14 protein-coding genes and 1 riboswitch are annotated in these 15,162 nt (G+C 67.1%); of the genes, 8 read left to right on the plus strand and 6 right to left on the minus strand.

Annotation, left to right across the window (positions count from 1 at the left end):
* Positions 1 to 38 precede the first annotated feature (38 nt).
* Entirely contained in the window at positions 39 to 2,867 is a 2,829-nt protein-coding gene (locus ASC94_RS16630; protein ID WP_229417299.1) for a pitrilysin family protein, read from the minus strand.
* 98 nt (positions 2,868 to 2,965) lie between these two features.
* A riboswitch (FMN riboswitch) is annotated at positions 2,966 to 3,108 on the plus strand.
* A gap of 101 nt (positions 3,109 to 3,209) precedes the next feature.
* On the opposite strand from ASC94_RS16630, the gene ribB reads away from it, so the two are divergent.
* Entirely contained in the window at positions 3,210 to 3,872 is a 663-nt protein-coding gene (gene ribB / locus ASC94_RS16635; protein WP_056396989.1) for a 3,4-dihydroxy-2-butanone-4-phosphate synthase, read from the plus strand.
* Here the strand turns inward: ribB and ASC94_RS16640 are convergent.
* Entirely contained in the window at positions 3,869 to 5,293 is a 1,425-nt protein-coding gene (locus tag ASC94_RS16640; protein WP_082616646.1) for an MFS transporter, read from the minus strand. The genes ribB and ASC94_RS16640 overlap by 4 nt on opposite strands.
* Positions 5,294 to 5,397: 104 nt before the next feature.
* Here ASC94_RS16640 and ASC94_RS16645 point away from each other — a divergent pair, with 104 nt between their 5' ends.
* The 4 genes from ASC94_RS16645 to ASC94_RS16660 are packed head-to-tail and all read left to right on the plus strand — an operon-like array spanning position 5,398 to position 8,747.
* Entirely contained in the window at positions 5,398 to 6,279 is an 882-nt protein-coding gene (locus tag ASC94_RS16645) for a LysR family transcriptional regulator (protein ID WP_056396995.1), read from the plus strand.
* 23 nt (positions 6,280 to 6,302) lie between these two features.
* Complete coding sequence (locus ASC94_RS16650) at positions 6,303 to 7,100, plus strand: ABC transporter permease (RefSeq protein WP_056396997.1); 798 nt, start codon at positions 6,303 to 6,305, stop codon at positions 7,098 to 7,100.
* Between the two features lie 13 nt (positions 7,101 to 7,113).
* Positions 7,114 to 8,067, plus strand: coding sequence for an MlaD family protein (locus ASC94_RS16655; protein WP_056397001.1), 954 nt, complete (start codon positions 7,114 to 7,116; stop codon positions 8,065 to 8,067).
* Complete coding sequence (locus tag ASC94_RS16660) at positions 8,064 to 8,747, plus strand: hypothetical protein (RefSeq protein WP_229417300.1); 684 nt, start codon at positions 8,064 to 8,066, stop codon at positions 8,745 to 8,747. Before ASC94_RS16655 ends, ASC94_RS16660 begins: the two co-directional genes overlap by 4 nt.
* A 127-nt stretch (positions 8,748 to 8,874) precedes the next feature.
* Here ASC94_RS16660 and ASC94_RS16665 read toward each other — a convergent pair whose 3' ends face one another.
* Positions 8,875 to 10,143: a DEAD/DEAH box helicase gene (locus ASC94_RS16665; protein WP_056397006.1), complete on the minus strand. Its 1,269-nt coding sequence runs from the start codon at positions 10,141 to 10,143 to the stop codon at positions 8,875 to 8,877.
* 133 nt (positions 10,144 to 10,276) lie between these two features.
* On the opposite strand from ASC94_RS16665, the gene ASC94_RS16670 reads away from it, so the two are divergent.
* Complete coding sequence (locus ASC94_RS16670; RefSeq protein ID WP_056397008.1) at positions 10,277 to 11,263, plus strand: dipeptidase; 987 nt, start codon at positions 10,277 to 10,279, stop codon at positions 11,261 to 11,263.
* Between the two features lie 62 nt (positions 11,264 to 11,325).
* Here the strand turns inward: ASC94_RS16670 and ASC94_RS16675 are convergent, their stop codons facing one another.
* Positions 11,326 to 12,495: a mandelate racemase/muconate lactonizing enzyme family protein gene (locus ASC94_RS16675; RefSeq protein ID WP_056397011.1), complete on the minus strand. Its 1,170-nt coding sequence runs from the start codon at positions 12,493 to 12,495 to the stop codon at positions 11,326 to 11,328.
* Between the two features lie 87 nt (positions 12,496 to 12,582).
* Here ASC94_RS16675 and ASC94_RS16680 point away from each other — a divergent pair, with 87 nt between their 5' ends.
* Positions 12,583 to 13,473 carry a LysR family transcriptional regulator gene (locus ASC94_RS16680; RefSeq protein ID WP_056397013.1) on the plus strand — a complete coding sequence of 297 codons (891 nt, stop codon included), beginning with the start codon at positions 12,583 to 12,585 and terminating at the stop codon, positions 13,471 to 13,473.
* Positions 13,474 to 13,486: 13 nt separating this feature from the next.
* Here the strand turns inward: ASC94_RS16680 and ASC94_RS16685 are convergent, their stop codons facing one another.
* Positions 13,487 to 13,876: a VOC family protein gene (locus tag ASC94_RS16685; protein ID WP_056397015.1), complete on the minus strand. Its 390-nt coding sequence runs from the start codon at positions 13,874 to 13,876 to the stop codon at positions 13,487 to 13,489.
* Positions 13,877 to 13,916: 40 nt separating this feature from the next.
* Between ASC94_RS16685 and ASC94_RS16690 the strand changes: the two genes are divergently transcribed.
* Positions 13,917 to 14,669 carry a Mut7-C RNAse domain-containing protein gene (locus tag ASC94_RS16690; RefSeq protein WP_056397017.1) on the plus strand — a complete coding sequence of 251 codons (753 nt, stop codon included), beginning with the start codon at positions 13,917 to 13,919 and terminating at the stop codon, positions 14,667 to 14,669.
* Here ASC94_RS16690 and ASC94_RS16695 read toward each other — a convergent pair.
* On the minus strand, positions 14,646 to 15,143 hold the full coding sequence (locus tag ASC94_RS16695) for a VOC family protein (protein ID WP_056397020.1): 498 nt from the start codon (positions 15,141 to 15,143) through the stop codon (positions 14,646 to 14,648). The two genes, ASC94_RS16690 and ASC94_RS16695, sit on opposite strands and share 24 nt — an antisense overlap.
* Positions 15,144 to 15,162 lie beyond the last annotated feature (19 nt).

Raw genomic sequence — 15,162 nt, forward strand, 5'->3', positions numbered from 1 at the left:
GTCTGTTTCCTTTTTCTGTGTTCTTTACTTCGTATGCGTTACTTCGTTTCCGGGTACAGGACCGCCTGTACGTAATTGTCGAACCGGATGTAGCGCCGCGCCACAGCCTGCAGGCCTTCCGGCGTGATCGCGGCAATGCGCTCCTCGTCGCCCAGCAGCATGGCGGGATCGGTGCCGTTGGCATAGGCGGCCAGCAGGCCGTTCAGCCAGTAGCCGTTCTCCTCCAGGGCCCGGCGGTACGCAGCGCTCCAGTTGGCCTTGACCTTGGCCAGGTCGGCCGGGTCCGGGCCCTGGTCCTGCATTTTCTTCAGCAGCTCCATGGTGGCGGCAAGCACCTTCGGCACGCTGGCCGAGGCGCACGGCAGGTCGGCGCTGAACGCCACCTGGCCGTAAGGCTGCTTGCTCATCTTGCCGGTGAAGCTGGCCGTGTACAGCAGCCCCTTTTCTTCTCGCAGCACGTCCACCAGCTGGATGGTGAGCACCTCGGCCAGCGCGCGCACGCGCATCGCCTCGTCGGCCGAATACGGCGCCTCGCTGGTGAAGCGCAGGCTGATCCGGCTCTTCTGCTCGGCGCCACGGTACATATCGGTCTTGATCACCCCGGCCGCCGGGCGCATGCCACGGTCGCGGAAGGCGGCAGGCACCTCGGCCACCGGCAGGCTGCCGAGGTAGGACGCCAGCAGCGGCTTGACCTTGTCCACCTCGAAGCTGCCCACCATCACGAAGGTGAAGTCCTTCGCGCTGGAAAAGCGTTCCTGGTAGATCTGCGCCACGCGCTCCAGTTTCAGCTTGTCGTAGTCGGCCGGCTGCATCAGGCGCGCCAGCAGCGGATGGTCGCCGTACATGGCGCCAATCACCTTGTCGCTGAATACCGCCTCCGAACTGGCGGCGCGCGACCGTGCCTGCTCGCGCTGCCGGGCGACGTAGGTGGCAAACAGGTTTTCATCCTTGCGCGGACGGGTGAAGCGCAGATGCACCAGCTGCAGCATGGTTTCCACTTCCCCCGTGGCAGCGCTGGCATTCACGTTTTCATACAGCTCATTGATGGACAGGCCCGCCTGCACCGTCTTGCCGGCGAGGACCTTGCCCAGTTCCAGCGGCGCATAGTCCATCACCCCCATCTGCGCGACGATGCTGCTGGCCAGGCGCGCACTGTGCAAATCGGCCGCATCGTACAGCGACTGCCCGCCGGGCCGGAAGCCGCCCAGCAGCACCTGCTGGTTCCTGAAGGCGGTCGGCTTGAGCACCACCCGCACGCCGTTCTCCAGCGTGAGCTCGGTGGTCCCCAGCGTCTGATTGACCGCTTCCTTGACAATGGCGCCCGGCTTGGGCGGCGACGCCATCAGGCTCGATGCGTACACCTTCTCTGCCAGCGGCTGCACAGGCGCCGCCTCGGCCGCCTCGGCCGCCGCCAGCAGCGCTTCGCGCGAGGGCGCCCGCGTCTCGCCGCGGTCGTCGCCGCTGTAGGCCACCAGCCTGGCCTGGCCCGAAGGCAGCGCCTTGCGTGCCGCCTCGTTCACCTCGTCGAGCGTAATGGCGGGCAGCAGCGCATTGAGGAACTCAAATTCATAGGCCGGCCCCGGAACCGCCTCGCCCAACAGGAAATGGCGGATCAAGGGCGCCACCACGGCGACCGAATTGATGGTGTCGCGCTCCTGGTAGCGCACCTGCGCCGCATTCAGCATGCCTTTCCTGGCGCGATCCAGCTCCGCCGCCGTGAAGCCATGCCGGCGCGCGCGCTCGTTCTCCTGCACCAGCGCGGCCACCGCCGGCTGCGCACCGCCCTTGCCCAGCACCGCCGTCGACTGGAACACGCGGTAGCCATGTGCTAGCGCGGTCCTGCCGCTGGTGCCCTGGATGAAAGGCGGATTGGCGCTTTGCGCCAGTTCGGCCAGGCGCAGCGACAGCATGGACATGTACAGCCGCTCGATGACGCGCTCACGGTAGTCGGCCATGGTGCTGTCCGGATGGCGGCGCTCGGCCGAATAGCTGATCGTCACCGTATTGGTCGGGCTTTCCTTGTAGCGCTGCACCAGCGCCTCGCTGGCTGCATAAGGAGGCAGGGCCACGTAGCTGCGCGTGCGCGGCGCGGCGGGGCCGGTGAGCTTGCCGAAGTGCTGGCGCACCAGCTTTTCCGCCGCGGCCGGTTCGATGTCGCCCACCACGATCACGGCCATCAGGTCAGGCCGATACCAGTCGCGGTAAAAGCGCCGCACCGCGTCCGGCGTGAAGGCATGCAGCGACTCCACGGTGCCGCCGGGCAGCCGGTCGCCGTAGCGGGCGCTGTTGAAGCGCCTGGCCATCAGCTCCCGTGCGCTTTTCGAGGCGCCGCGCAGGCGCAGCTCCTCCAGCACGATGGCGCGCTCGCTTTCAATGTCCGCGTCGTTGAAGGCCACGCCGTGCGCCCAGTCCTCCAGCACCAGTAAGCCCTTGTCCAGGTCTTCCGGTTTGTCGAGCGGCAGCGGAAGCGTGTAGACCGTTTCGTCGAAGCTGGTGTAGGCGTTCAGGTCGGCGCCGAACTTCACGCCGATGGACTGCAGGTAGGACACCAGTTCATGGCGCTTGAAATGCGTGGAACCGTTGAAGGCCATGTGCTCGGTAAGATGGGCCAGGCCGCGCTGGTCGTCGTCTTCCAGTATCGAGCCGGCCTTCACCACCAGCCGCAGTTCCACCCGCTTCGCCGGCCTGGCATTTTTCTTGATGTAGTAAGTGAGCCCGTTGGGCAGCGTGCCGGCCTTGATGTCCTGCGCCATGGGCAGGGGTGCGGCCGGGTCGATTCCGGCGCGCGACACGACAGGAGAAACCAGCAGCAAGGCGCCCAGGACAGCCGCGGTGGCGCGCGCGGCGCGCAATTTCAAAATAATCACACTTAGCAAGATGATATTGAGTAAGTTGCCACAATACACGAAGTTTGGCTATTTCCGCTACAATCGCCTGGCCTCATTGTAGAGGCATTTACTAATCAATACGTCTTCGGGGCGGGGTGAAATTCCCCACCGGCGGTAAAACCGGCAACGGTCAAGCCCGCGAGCGCTTGCTCACGCAAGGTCAGCAGATCTGGTGCAATTCCAGGGCCGACGGTCACAGTCCGGATGAAAGAAGATGTGCGCTGCAACGCGGCTGCCCTATCGAGCGATCGAGACGGGCAGCCGCGCGTCGTCGCTTGCCCTGTCGCGTTTTTCGCCAACTTTATGCGAGGAGCGTTTCACATGTTAGTCCATCAATTCCCCCATCAGTACACCCTGGCCAGTCCCGATCTCGACGGCCGCATCCAGTCCGCGCTGGCGGCCATGCGGGCCGGCGTGCCTGTCATCCTGCTTGACGATTTCGACCGCGAAAACGAAGCGGACCTGATCGTGGCCGCCGACAAGCTCACCGTCGAAACCATGGCGTTGATGATCCGCGAATGCAGCGGCATCGTGTGCCTGTGCCTGACGGCCGAGAAAGTGCGCGAGCTGGAACTGCCGCCGATGGCGGCGGACAACGGCAGCCGCTACGGCACGCCGTTCACGGTATCGATCGAAGCGCGGCACGGCGTCACCACCGGCGTCTCGGCGGCCGACCGCGTCGCCACCATCCGCGCCGCCACGGCGGCCGGCGCCAGGCCGGAGGACGTGGTGCGGCCCGGCCACGTATTCCCCTTGCGCGCCACGCCGGGCGGCGTGCTGGCGCGCAAAGGCCACACCGAAGGCTCGGTGGACCTGGCCATCATGGCCGGCCTGGCCCCGGCGGCGGTGCTGTGTGAGCTGATGAACCCGGACGGCACCATGATGCGCGGCGGCGACATCGAACGCTTCGCCGAACTGCACGGCATGCCTATCCTCACCATCGCCGAGATGGTCGCGTGGCGCAGCAAGGCCACGCCGCATTAACGCGGCAGGTGCACATGGCGGTGCACCAGCATGGCCGCCGCCGCGAACGCCAGCGCCGCCACGCCGAACGCCACCGGCAGGCGCGCGCTCCACAGGGGCAGCGCGTGGATCACGGTGCCCATCAGCGCCACGCCCACCAGCGCGCCGATCTGCCGGTTGGCGTTGAGCGCGGCGGCCGCGCTGTTCGAGTAGGCCTTGCCGGCCACCTGCATCACGGTGGCGGTCATGGCGGGGATGGCGACGCCGACCGCCACGTTCATCAGCACAATCACCGCGAGCATCAGCGCCAGCGGCATGGCCGGCATCCAGCAGGCCAGCGCCAGCAGCAGCGCGCCCATCGCCGCGCCTGCGGACAGGCCGGCCACCAGCGGCAGGCGCAGCCCCACCCGGGCGGAGATGCGGCCGGACGAAAAATTCCCCAGCGTGAAGGCGGCCATCATGGGCAGCAGCGTGTAGCCGGTGTGCAGCGCGTCCGCGCCGCGCGCCTGGATGTACAGGCTCAGCAGGAAAAGCTGGCCGAATACAGCGAGGTTGATCAGGAAGCCGGTGGCATTGGCAGCCGCGAAGCTGCCGTTGCCGAGCAAGGCGCGCGGCAGGATGGGATGGGCGATTGCCCGCTCGCGCCGCACCAGCACGGCCGCGAACACCACCGTGGCCGCCGCGCCCGCCAGCAGCGGCGCCGACGTCCAGCCCAGCACCGGGCCTTCGATCAGCACGAAACTCAGCCCGGCCAGCGCCAGCACGCCCAGCCCGTGGCTGAGCAGCGACAGCGGCCGTGGCTGCGGCTGGACCGCCGGGATCAGGCGGTACGCCAGCGCCATGCCGAGCAGGCCGAGCGGAACGTTCACCCAGAACACGCTGCGCCAGCCGAATGCGTGCACCAGGATGCCGCCCGCCAGCGGCCCGACGGCCGACGAGGCGCCCACCATGGCCGACCAGGTGCCGACCATGCGCGCGCGCACCTTGTCGTCCTCGAAGGTGTGCGTAAGCAGGCTGAGCGAATTGGGCAGGAACAGCGCGGCGCCCGCGCCTTGCAGCAGGCGCGCGGCCGTCAGCGCCGCCCCGCCGGGGGCAACGGCGCACAGGACGGAGCCGAACAGGAACACGCCCAGGCCCGCAATGTAGGCGCTGCGCGCACCCATGCGGTCGCCCAGCGCGCCGCCGGCCAGCAACAGGGCAGCGAAAGTCAGGGTGTAGCCGTCCACCACCCACACCAGGCCGGACACCGGCACCGACAGGTCGCGCGCGATGTCGGACAGCGCGGTGTTGACGGCGGTCAGGTCCACCATCGCCATCACGAAGCCGATGGCCAGGGTGAGCAAGGTGAGCGTGCTTGCAGGCCGCGCTGCAGCCTGCTGCGGCGCCGCGCCGGCTGCGGCCATGCCAACGGCAGCCGCGGCCCGGTTTGAATGGTTCGTCATCTTCAGCTCCAATACATGTTTCCCGCATCGTAGGCTGCTTGCGGAATGCAGTAAACACGCATAACATCAGCACTCCGCTGCAAAAATGCATCACAGGGACCGCCATGGACTGGGACAACGCCCGCATCTTCCTCGCCATCCACCGCGCCGGCACGCTGCGCGGCGCGGCGGCGCAACTCGACATCGACCAGGCCACGGTGGGCCGCCGCCTGGCCGCGATGGAGAAATCGCTCAACGCCAAGCTGTTCCTGCGCACGCCCGGCGGCTACGTGGCCACGCCGGCCGGCGACCTGGCCGCCAGCGCCGCCGAGCAGATGGAAACCGCCGCCGACCGCCTGCAGCGCGAAATGCAGGGCATCGACAACCGCCTGTCCGGCACCATCCGCGTGGCCACCTCGGACACCATGGCCGCCCACTTCGTGATCGACGCCATGCAGCGCCTGCACGTGCGCCACCCGGACATCCGCATCGTGCTGAGCGCCTCCACCCAGCTCTCCAGCCTGACGCGGCGCGAAGCCGACCTGGCCATCCGCACCGTGCGGCCGGACAGCCCGGACCTGATCTCGCGCCACCTCACCCGCCGTACCCTGGGCCTGTATGCGTCCAAGGCCTACCTGAAGAAGCACGGCGTGCCGGCGCAGGGCAACGCGCTGGCCGGGCACGACATCGTCATCTACCAGCACAGCGTGGCCCCGCGCCATGCGGAAAAGCTGTGCGGCGAACCGGTGGCCAACGCGCGCGTGGCGATGGAAGTGAACACCGGCCTGATACTGCACGAAGCCGTGATGGCTGGCCTGGGCATCGGCGAGCTGGCCACCCACATTGCCGAGACCACGCCCGAGCTGGTGCGCATCTGGCCCGAGCGCGAGCAAAGCTACGAAGTCTACCTGGTGATGCACAGCGACCTGAATCGCAGCGCCCGCGTGCGGGCGGCGGCGGACGCCATCATTGCCTCCTTCCCCGTCAAATCGTCTGCCGGCAAATAGCAGCGGATGCTAAGATTGCCAACATGACTACACAGGTATCATTTTCCGCGCCGCTGCGCGACATGCAGCGCTGGGCCATGGACTGGATCGTGAGCTGGTGGCAGCTGCTGCACTTCAGCGTGCTGGTTGCCACGCTTGCGCTCACCCCGTCCAGCTACAACGTGCGCCACCGCCCCGCCCTGGCGCGCCAGCTGGTGCTGGGCAGCGCGCCGCACCTGCCTTGGTTTACCCTGGTGTCCGCGCTGATCAGCCTTGTCATCATCCGCATCGTGGTGGTCACCTCGCAGAGCTACGGCCTGTCGCGCTATGCGCTGGAGATGGTGGTGCGGGTGCTGGTGCTGGAACTGATCCCCCTGATCACCGCGCTGTTCGTGGCCCTGCGCAGCACGCTGCCGGCCGGCGTGGAGTTCGCCCAGATGCGCGCCGCGTCCAGGGGCAAGAACACGGTCACCGGCATGATAGGCCTGCGCGACGAGTTCTTCCCGCGCGCCGTGGCCGGCATGTTCTCGGTCTGGCTGCTGGGCGCCGTCAGCTGCGTGCTGACGCTGATCCTGGCCTACCTGGCCATCTACGGCTTCACGCCCTATGCGCTGCAAGGCTACACCCGCGTGGTGGGCCAGATCTTCACGCCGCCGGTGGCGCTGATCCTGGTGCTGAAAATATTCTTCTTCAGCCTGGCCGTGGGGCTGATCCCGCTCGCCTCGTCCTTCCACGCCGGCTCCTGGAGGCTGCGCCACGTGCACGGCCTGTCCGACATGGTGCGCATGTTCTCCGTGCTGCTGCTGATCGAAGCCGCCTCCCTGGTGGGCAATTACTATTAAACCCGGAAACACTATGAACGAACCGACCCCGGCCCCCGAAGCCTCCCCCATCCGCAACGCCGAACTGAAAGCCGCCATGCTGCTGGTGCTAATGTTCGTGCTGGTGGCGGGCACCGCCGTCTACCTGCTGTATGCGCGCGGGGCCTTCGAACCCACGCAAAGGCTGGTGCTGACGGCCGACGACTCGGAAGGCGTGAGCGTCGGCATGGACGTGACCTTTGCCGGCTTCCCCATCGGCCGCGTGCAGCGCATCGAACTGGGCAAGGACGCCAAGGCGCGCGTGCTGATCGACGTGCCGACCAAGGACGCGCACTGGCTGCGCACCAGCAGCATCTTCACGCTGGAACGCGGCCTGGTGGGCGGCGCCAAGCTGCGCGCCTTCAGCGGCATCCCCAACGACCCGCCGTTGCCGGACGGCGCGGTGCGCGACATGCTGGTGGGCGACGTGGCGGCCGAGATCCCGCGCCTGCTGAACGCGGCCAAGGAACTGCTGCAGAACGTAACCAACCTCACCGCAGCCGATTCGGCGCTGGGCGCCAGCCTGGAGAACGTGCGCGGCGTCACCGAGCGCCTGAACGGTCCGGGCGGTGCGATGGGCTTCATTGCCGGCGAGGACAAGAAGGCACAGGAGCTGCTGCGCAACGCCAATTCGCTGATCGTGAAGGCGGACAAGCTGGTGGGCAATGCGGATGCGCGCGTGTTCGGCAAGAACGGCGTAATGACCGACACCCAGGCGGCGGTGGTGCAGATGAACGGCCTGCTGCTGGACGCGCGCGCCAGCCTGAAGAAGCTGGACGGCGTGCTGGCCGAGGCGCAGGCAGTGGGCGCGAATGCGCGCGTGGCCACGCAGGACCTGGGCGCCCTGCGCGGGGACGTGGACGCCAACCTGCGCAAGATCGAGCAGCTCATTAATGAAATCAACCGCAAATGGCCTTTCAAGCGCGAAACGGAGATCAAGCTTCCATGACGATAACGATGACGATGATGACGCGCAGCGCTGCGCTGGCCAGCGCGCTCGCCGCCTTGCTGGCGCTGTCGGCTTGCGGCAGCAGCCCGCCGGTGCCCGACTGGAAAATGAACGCGCACGGCGCGCTGGAGCGCGCCACCTCGGCCTACCTGGGCGGCAAGGACAGCGTAGCGGAAAGCGAGTTCGCGCGGGCGCGCAGCCAGGTCGGCAGCACCGGCGATATCGAGCTGGCGATACGCGTGGAACTGGCGCGCTGCGCCACGCGGGTGGCGTCGCTGGTGTTTGAGGATTGCCCCGGCTTCCACAAGTACGCGCATGACGCGGCGGGAGCCGATATCGAATACGCGGCCTACCTGGCCGGCACGCTGCCGCCGTCCGAGGCGGGACGTTTGCCGGAGCAGCACCGCGCGGTGGCCGGCACCGCCAGCGACGTGGCGGCCGGAGCGGCGGTGGTGGCGATCAAGGACCCGCTATCGCGGCTGGTGGCGGCCGGCGCCGTGTTCCGCGCCAACCGCGCCACGCCGCAAGTGATCGCGGCGGCGGTAGACACCGCGTCCGCGCAGGGCTGGCGGCGTCCGCTGCTGGCATGGCTGAACGTGCAGGCCCTGCGCGCCGAGAAAGCCGGCGACACGGCCGAAGCGGCGCGCCTGCGCAGGCGCATCGCGCTGGCCTCCGAGTAGCCCGCGGCGGCGCACGGCGGCGCGCGTTGCAGCGGCGTGAACGCCTAACCCGCCCTACGAAGGCGCTGCGATGCACGTAGGGCGGGTTAGCACCGCAGGTGCGTAACCCGCCGCGCGCCGCCCGCGGCTATTCCGAATCCGCAGCAGCAGCAGCAGCAGCCTCGCGCAACTTATCCTTCTTGCTCTTGCGCGTCCCCTTGACGCCGCCGTTCACGGTATCCGTGGCCGGATGCACAACCGGCGCCGTCCCGGTCGGCTCGAACCCGGCCACCTGCTCACGCGGCACGCGTATCCCCAGCCGCTTCTCGATCAGCCGGAAATGCGCCTCCGTTTCCGCGCTCACAAAGCTGACCGCAATACCGCTCGCCCCCGCCCTCCCCGTGCGTCCGATGCGGTGCGTGTACTCCGCAGGCGCGCGCGGCAAATCGAAATTCACCACCACCGGCAACTGCGCAATATCTATCCCGCGCGCGGCAACGTCCGTGGCCACCAGCACCTGCAGGCGCGAATTCTTGAAATCCGCCAGCACCTCCGTGCGTGCGCCCTGGCTGAAATCGCCATGGAAGGCTTCCGCGCGGATACCGTTGCGGCGCAGCTTCTCGGCCACGTGCTCGGACGCATACTTGGTGGCGACAAACACCAGCACCCGGCTCCACTTGTTCTCCTTGATCAGGTGCTTGAGCAGCACCTGGCGCCGCACCGCGTCCACCGCGATGGCGCGCTGCGCGATGTCGGGCTCATGCTCCGGCGCCGACGCCGCCTCCACCCGCACCGGATTGCGCAGCAGGTGGTGCGCCAGGGTCTGCACCGGCCCCGGGAAGGTGGCCGAGAAGAACAGGTTCTGGCGGCGCGCCGGCAGCAACGCCAGGATGCGGCCGATTTCCTCGGTAAAGCCCATGTCCAGCAGGCGGTCCGCCTCGTCCAGCACCAGGGTGGCGGTGGACGAGATATCCAGCGCATTGTGCTCGATCAGGTCCAGCAGGCGGCCCGGGGTGGCCACCACGATGTCCGCACCGCCGCGCAGCGCCATCATCTGCGGATTGATCGACACGCCGCCAAACACGATGGACACCTTCACCGGCACCGGCAGGTGCTGCACCAGCTGGCGGATCGCCTCGCCCACCTGCGCAGCCAGTTCGCGCGTCGGCACCAGCACCAGGCCATGCAGGCCCTGCGCGGCAGGACGCGCCGCGCCCCGCTTCGCCAGCAGCGCGTGCAGCATCGGCAGCGCAAAGGCGGCGGTCTTGCCGGACCCGGTCTGCGCGGCGCCCAGCACGTCCTCCCCGCGCAAGGCGGCGGGAATGGCGGCGGACTGGATCGCGGTCGGCTCGGTGTAGCCGATTTCAGTGACGGCGTTGATCAGCGAAGGCGCGAGGCCTAGCGAGGAAAAAGACATGGATGCCTGTTATGTATAGCGTGGAGAACCCGACAGTATACGCCACCGGCCATGCCGCATGCGAATTGCAGGTTGCCCGCCACAGGTATTCATGGGAATATTATAAAGTTAAAAACATTTTGAATGCACCGCCATGATCAACTGGGACGCCCACATTTGCCTGCCGCAGCATCCGCAGGCCGACTTCACGCCGGTGGCGCAGCTGCACGCCGCCGGGGTCAACTACGTTTCCCTGAACGTGGGCGCCGACATGAACCCGGTCTCGCAGGTGATGTCGGTGATTGCCGGCTACCGCGCCACCATCGCGGCCGAGGCGGACCGCTACGTGCTGGTGTCCACCGTGGACGACATCATCCAGGCCGCCGCCGACGGCAAGATGGCCATCACCTTCGACCTGGAAGGCTCGATCCCGCTGATGGACCAGCCGGACATGGTGGCGCTGTACGCCCAGCTGGGCGTGCGCCAGATCCACTTTGCCTACAACCGCAACAACAGCGTGGCCGGCGGCTGCCATGACACCCCGTACGGCCTCACACCGCTCGGCCAGCGCATGGTGCAGGCGGTGAACGACGCGGGCGTGCTGATGGACTGCGCCCACACCAGCGTGCGCAGCACGCTCGACATCATGGCCGCCTCGTCCAAGCCGGTAATCTTCAGCCACGCCAACGCCTATGCGCTGGTGCAGCACGGCCGCAACGTGACGGACGAGCAGATCCTCGCCTGCGCCGGCACCGGCGGCGTGGTATGCGTATCCGGCCTGTCCTGGTTCCTCGGCAGCGCCAACCCGGGCGCGGCCGACGTGGCGCGCCACGTGGCCTACATCGCCGAACTGGCGGGCGTGGCGCACGTGGGCATCGGCACCGACATCTGCTTCCAGCAGAAAGACCTGGACGATACGCCGCCCGGCGACTTCGACCCTGGCCACTGGTGGCCCGCCTCGGCCGGCTACCGCGCCGATTCGCCGGCCACCTTCACGCCGCCCAGCGTGTGGCGCAGCATCGCGCCGGAGCTGCGCAAGCTGGGCATGTCGGTGACGGAAATCGAAATGGTCATGGGCCGCAACATGATGCGCGTGGCGCAGCAGGTGTGGAGCGCCCCGGCTCGTGACGACGCCGCGTAACGGCGGGTGACGGCCTGCGGTCTAACCCGCCCTACGGAACTGCATCGGAAGGCTGTTGAATACTACTGCCCGCTCAGCGCGCGCATCTCGGCATACAGGTTGGACTTGCCTTCGAAGCCGATGCCAGGCAGGTCGGGCATGGTGATGTAGCCCTGGTCCACGCTCACGCCGTCCGGGAAGCCGCCGAAGGGCTGGAACAGGTCCGGATAGGACTCGTTGCCGCCCAGGCCCAGGCCCGCCGCGATATTCAGCGACATCTGGTGGCCGCCGTGCGGGATGCAGCGCGTGCGCGACCAGCCGTGTTCGTGCAGCATATCCAGCGTGCGCAGGTATTCCACCAGGCCGTAGCTCAGCGCGCAGTCGAACTGCAGCCAGTCGCGGTCCGGGCGCATGCCGCCGTAGCGGATCAGGTTGCGCGCATCCTGCATCGAGAACAGGTTCTCGCCGGTGGCCATCGGCTTGCCGTAGTAGCTGCGCAGCGTGGCTTGCAGCTCGAAGTCCAGCGGATCGCCGGCTTCCTCGTACCAGAACAGGTCATACTGCTTGAGCGCTTTCGCATAGGCGATGGCGGTATCCAGGTCGAAGCGGCCGTTGGCGTCCACCGCCAGCTTCTGGCCGTCGCCCAGCACGCTCAGGATGGAATCGATGCGGCGCAAGTCTTCGTCCAGCGACGCGCCGCCGATCTTCTTCTTCACCACGGTGTAGCCGCGGTCGATATAGCTGCGCATTTCGTCCTTCAGCGCCTCGTGGCTCTGGCCGGGGTAGTAGTAGCCGCCCGCCGCGTACACGAACACCTTCTTGTCCGGCGTGCCGTTGCCGTAGCGCTCAGCCAGCAGCTGGTACAGCGGCTTGTTGGCGATCTTGGCCACCGCGTCCCAGATCGCCATGTCGATGGTGCCGATGGCCACCGAGCGCTCGCCGTGGCCGCCCGGCTTTTCGTTGGTGTACATGCAGTTCCAGATCTTGTGCGGATCGAGGTTGCTGCCGTCGTCGCTCACCAGCGCGGCGGGATCGGCTTCCAGGATGCGGGGAATGAAGCGTTCGCGCATCAGCATGCCCTGGCCGTAGCGCCCGTTCGAATTGAAGCCGTAGCCCACCACCGGCTTGCCGTCGCGGATCACGTCGGTGACCACGGCCACCAGGCTCAGGGTCATCTTGCTGAAATCGATGTAGGCGTTGCGGATCGGCGAGCTGATGGGCAGGGTCTTTTCAAGAATGGTGACGATTTTCATGCTGGTTCTCCTGGTTGGAATGGAACCAGCATAGCCTTAAACAGCAGCGCTATAATTCATCAATATTTACTTTATTATTTACTTCAAGTGAAGAATGACACTTCCGAGCTGGGATTTTTCGTGCTGCTGGCCAAACTGGGCAGCCTGGCCGCGACGGCGCGCGAACTGGGCATCACGCCACCAGCCGCCACCAAGCGCCTGATGCTCATGGAGCAGCGCCTGGGCGTGCGGCTGGTGAACCGCACCACACGGCGCATCAGCCTCACCAGCGAAGGCGAGACCTATCTGGCGCAGGCCACGCAGATCCTGGCCGACATCCGCGCCATGGAGGAATCCGTGTCCAGCAGCCGTGCGGCGCCGAAAGGCCTGCTGCGCGTGAACGCCACCTTGGGGTTCGGCCGCACCAGCATTGCGCCGCTGGTGTCCGCGTTCGCGCAGCAGTACCCGGAAGTGGACGTGCAATTGCAGTTGACGGACCGCGCCATCAACCTGGTGGAGGAAGCCTACGACCTGGGCATCCGCTTCGGCGAGCTGCCGGACACGCGGCTAAGCGCGCGCAAGATCATGTCCAACCGGCGCTTCCTGTGCGCCTCGCCGGCCTACCTGAAGCGCGCCGGCACGCCGGCCGCGCCGGAAGAACTGGCCCGGCACCGCTGCATCCTGCACCGCCAGAACGACGACGCCTACGCAACCTGGCGCCTGAGCAAGGGCCGCAAATCGGAATCCGTGAAAGTGCGCGGCAGCCTGTCCAGCAACGACGGCGACGTGGTGCTGGGCTGGGCCCTGGACGGCCACGGCATCCTGCTGCGTTCCGAGTGGGACCTGGCCAGATACCTCGACAGCGGCCGCCTGCAGGTAGTCCTGCCCGACTACACCCTGCCCTCTGCCGACCTGTACGCCTACTACCCCAGCCGCCAGCAGCAGCCGGCCAAGCTGCGCGCCTTTATAGACTTCCTGGCCGCGCAGTTCGCACGCTGACCAGCCATCCGGACTACATGCCCACGTCGCCATACGGCCCGGCGACGACGACCACGTAACCATCCAGGTCGCGCAGCCAGATTTCGCGGTGGGAGGCATTGGTGTTTTCACGCGGGCCGTCCAGCACCGTGGCCGAGATGGAGGCGGCGCGCTCGACCGCCTCGTCAAAGTCCTCGGTGTGGAACCACAGCAGGACGCCGTTGCCGTAGGGGCGCACTTCCGGGTTGCCCATGTGTTCGTGGCCGTGGGCTTCCCAGCGGTGCAGCTGCAAAATCATGTGCTCGCCGAACATCAGCTGTTCGTAGTCCTTGCCGCCGTGGCCGCTGCGGGCCCCCAGCACCACCTGGTACCAGCGGCTGCTGGCTTCGACGTCGCTCACTGCGATTAGGGGTTGCGCTTGCATGCTTGCCTCCTTTTAGGGATGGGTAGATGATACTCGCATCATGGTCACCGCCACGTTCCGCTTCTACGAAGAACTCAACGATTTCCTGCCGCCGGCCCGGCGCCGGCGCGCGTTCGACGCGCCCTGCGCGCGCGCCGCCACCGTCAAGCACATGATCGAGGCGCTGGGCGTGCCGCACACCGAAGTGGAACTGGTGCTGGTGAACGGCGAATCGTGCGGTTTCGAGCGCGTGCTGGCCGACGGCGACCGGGTTGCCGTCTATCCCAAGTTCGAAGCCTTCGACGTCAGCTCCCTGCTGCGGGTGCGCGAGCGCCCCCTGCGCACACTCGGCCACGGGTTGCGCTTCATCGCAGACGCCCACCTGGGCGGCCTGGCGCGCCTGCTGCGCATGGCAGGCTTCGACACGCTGTACGACAACAACATCGGCGACCGCGAGATCGAAGTCATCTCCGCCGAGCAGCAGCGCATCGTGCTCACGCGCGACCGCGACCTGCTGAAGCGGCGCGGCGTCACGCACGGCTGCTACGTGCGCGCGCTCAAGCCCGAGCGCCAGCTGCACGAGATCGCCGGCCGGCTGGACCTGGCGGGCAGCATGCGCCCGTTCACGCTCTGCCTGCAATGCAATGCCCCGCTGCGCACCGTGGCCAAGGAAGACGTGCAGCACACCTTGCCGCCCGCCGTGCGCGCCCGGCACACGCTGTTCGTGCGCTGCGACGTGTGCGGCGGCGTGTTCTGGCAGGGCTCGCACTGGCAGCGCATGCGCGCGCTGCTAGCCGGCGTAGGCGCGCTGTAGCTCGGCGATATCGAGCTTCTTCATGGTGCCCAGCGCCGCCATCACGCGCTCGGTCCGGGAAGCGGTGTGGTCCTTGAGCATCTCCATCAGCACGCGCGGCAGGATTTGCCAGGACAGGCCGAACTTGTCCTTCAGCCAGCCGCATTGCTGGGCGTCCGGGTCGCCGCCCTCGCCCAGGTGCAGCCAGAAACGGTCCAGTTCCTGCTGGCTTTCGCACAGCACCTGGAACGATACCGCCTGGCTGAACGCGAACCGGGGATCCCCGTTCAAGGCGGTAAAGTTCGTACCGTTCAGTTCAAACTCCACCATCAGCACCGAGCCGGGCTCGCGGCCGTGGCCCTCCTCGCCGCCCTTGGAATAATATGAAATTTGCGTGATCCTGGAATTGTCGAAGATGCCGACGTAGAAGTTGGCGGCTTCTTCCGCCTGGGTGTCGAACCACAGGCAGGGAACGATTTGCTGGATACTGGCCATGAGTACCTCCTTGCTTTGA

The organism is Massilia sp. Root418 (assembly GCF_001425265.1).
In the GTDB taxonomy this organism is placed as follows: Bacteria; Pseudomonadota; Gammaproteobacteria; order Burkholderiales; family Burkholderiaceae_D; genus Rugamonas.

Coding starts and splice junctions, on each gene's coding strand:
- ribB (WP_056396989.1), top strand. CDS start 3,210: ATGTTAGTCCATCAATTCCCCCATCAGTACACCCTGGCCAGTCCCGAT.
- ASC94_RS16640 (WP_082616646.1), bottom strand. CDS start 5,293: ATGACGAACCATTCAAACCGGGCCGCGGCTGCCGTTGGCATGGCCGCA.
- ASC94_RS16645 (WP_056396995.1), top strand. CDS start 5,398: ATGGACTGGGACAACGCCCGCATCTTCCTCGCCATCCACCGCGCCGGC.
- ASC94_RS16650 (WP_056396997.1), top strand. CDS start 6,303: ATGACTACACAGGTATCATTTTCCGCGCCGCTGCGCGACATGCAGCGC.
- ASC94_RS16655 (WP_056397001.1), top strand. CDS start 7,114: ATGAACGAACCGACCCCGGCCCCCGAAGCCTCCCCCATCCGCAACGCC.
- ASC94_RS16660 (WP_229417300.1), top strand. CDS start 8,064: ATGACGATAACGATGACGATGATGACGCGCAGCGCTGCGCTGGCCAGC.
- ASC94_RS16665 (WP_056397006.1), bottom strand. CDS start 10,143: ATGTCTTTTTCCTCGCTAGGCCTCGCGCCTTCGCTGATCAACGCCGTC.
- ASC94_RS16670 (WP_056397008.1), top strand. CDS start 10,277: ATGATCAACTGGGACGCCCACATTTGCCTGCCGCAGCATCCGCAGGCC.
- ASC94_RS16675 (WP_056397011.1), bottom strand. CDS start 12,495: ATGAAAATCGTCACCATTCTTGAAAAGACCCTGCCCATCAGCTCGCCG.
- ASC94_RS16685 (WP_056397015.1), bottom strand. CDS start 13,876: ATGCAAGCGCAACCCCTAATCGCAGTGAGCGACGTCGAAGCCAGCAGC.
- ASC94_RS16690 (WP_056397017.1), top strand. CDS start 13,917: ATGGTCACCGCCACGTTCCGCTTCTACGAAGAACTCAACGATTTCCTG.
- ASC94_RS16695 (WP_056397020.1), bottom strand. CDS start 15,143: ATGGCCAGTATCCAGCAAATCGTTCCCTGCCTGTGGTTCGACACCCAG.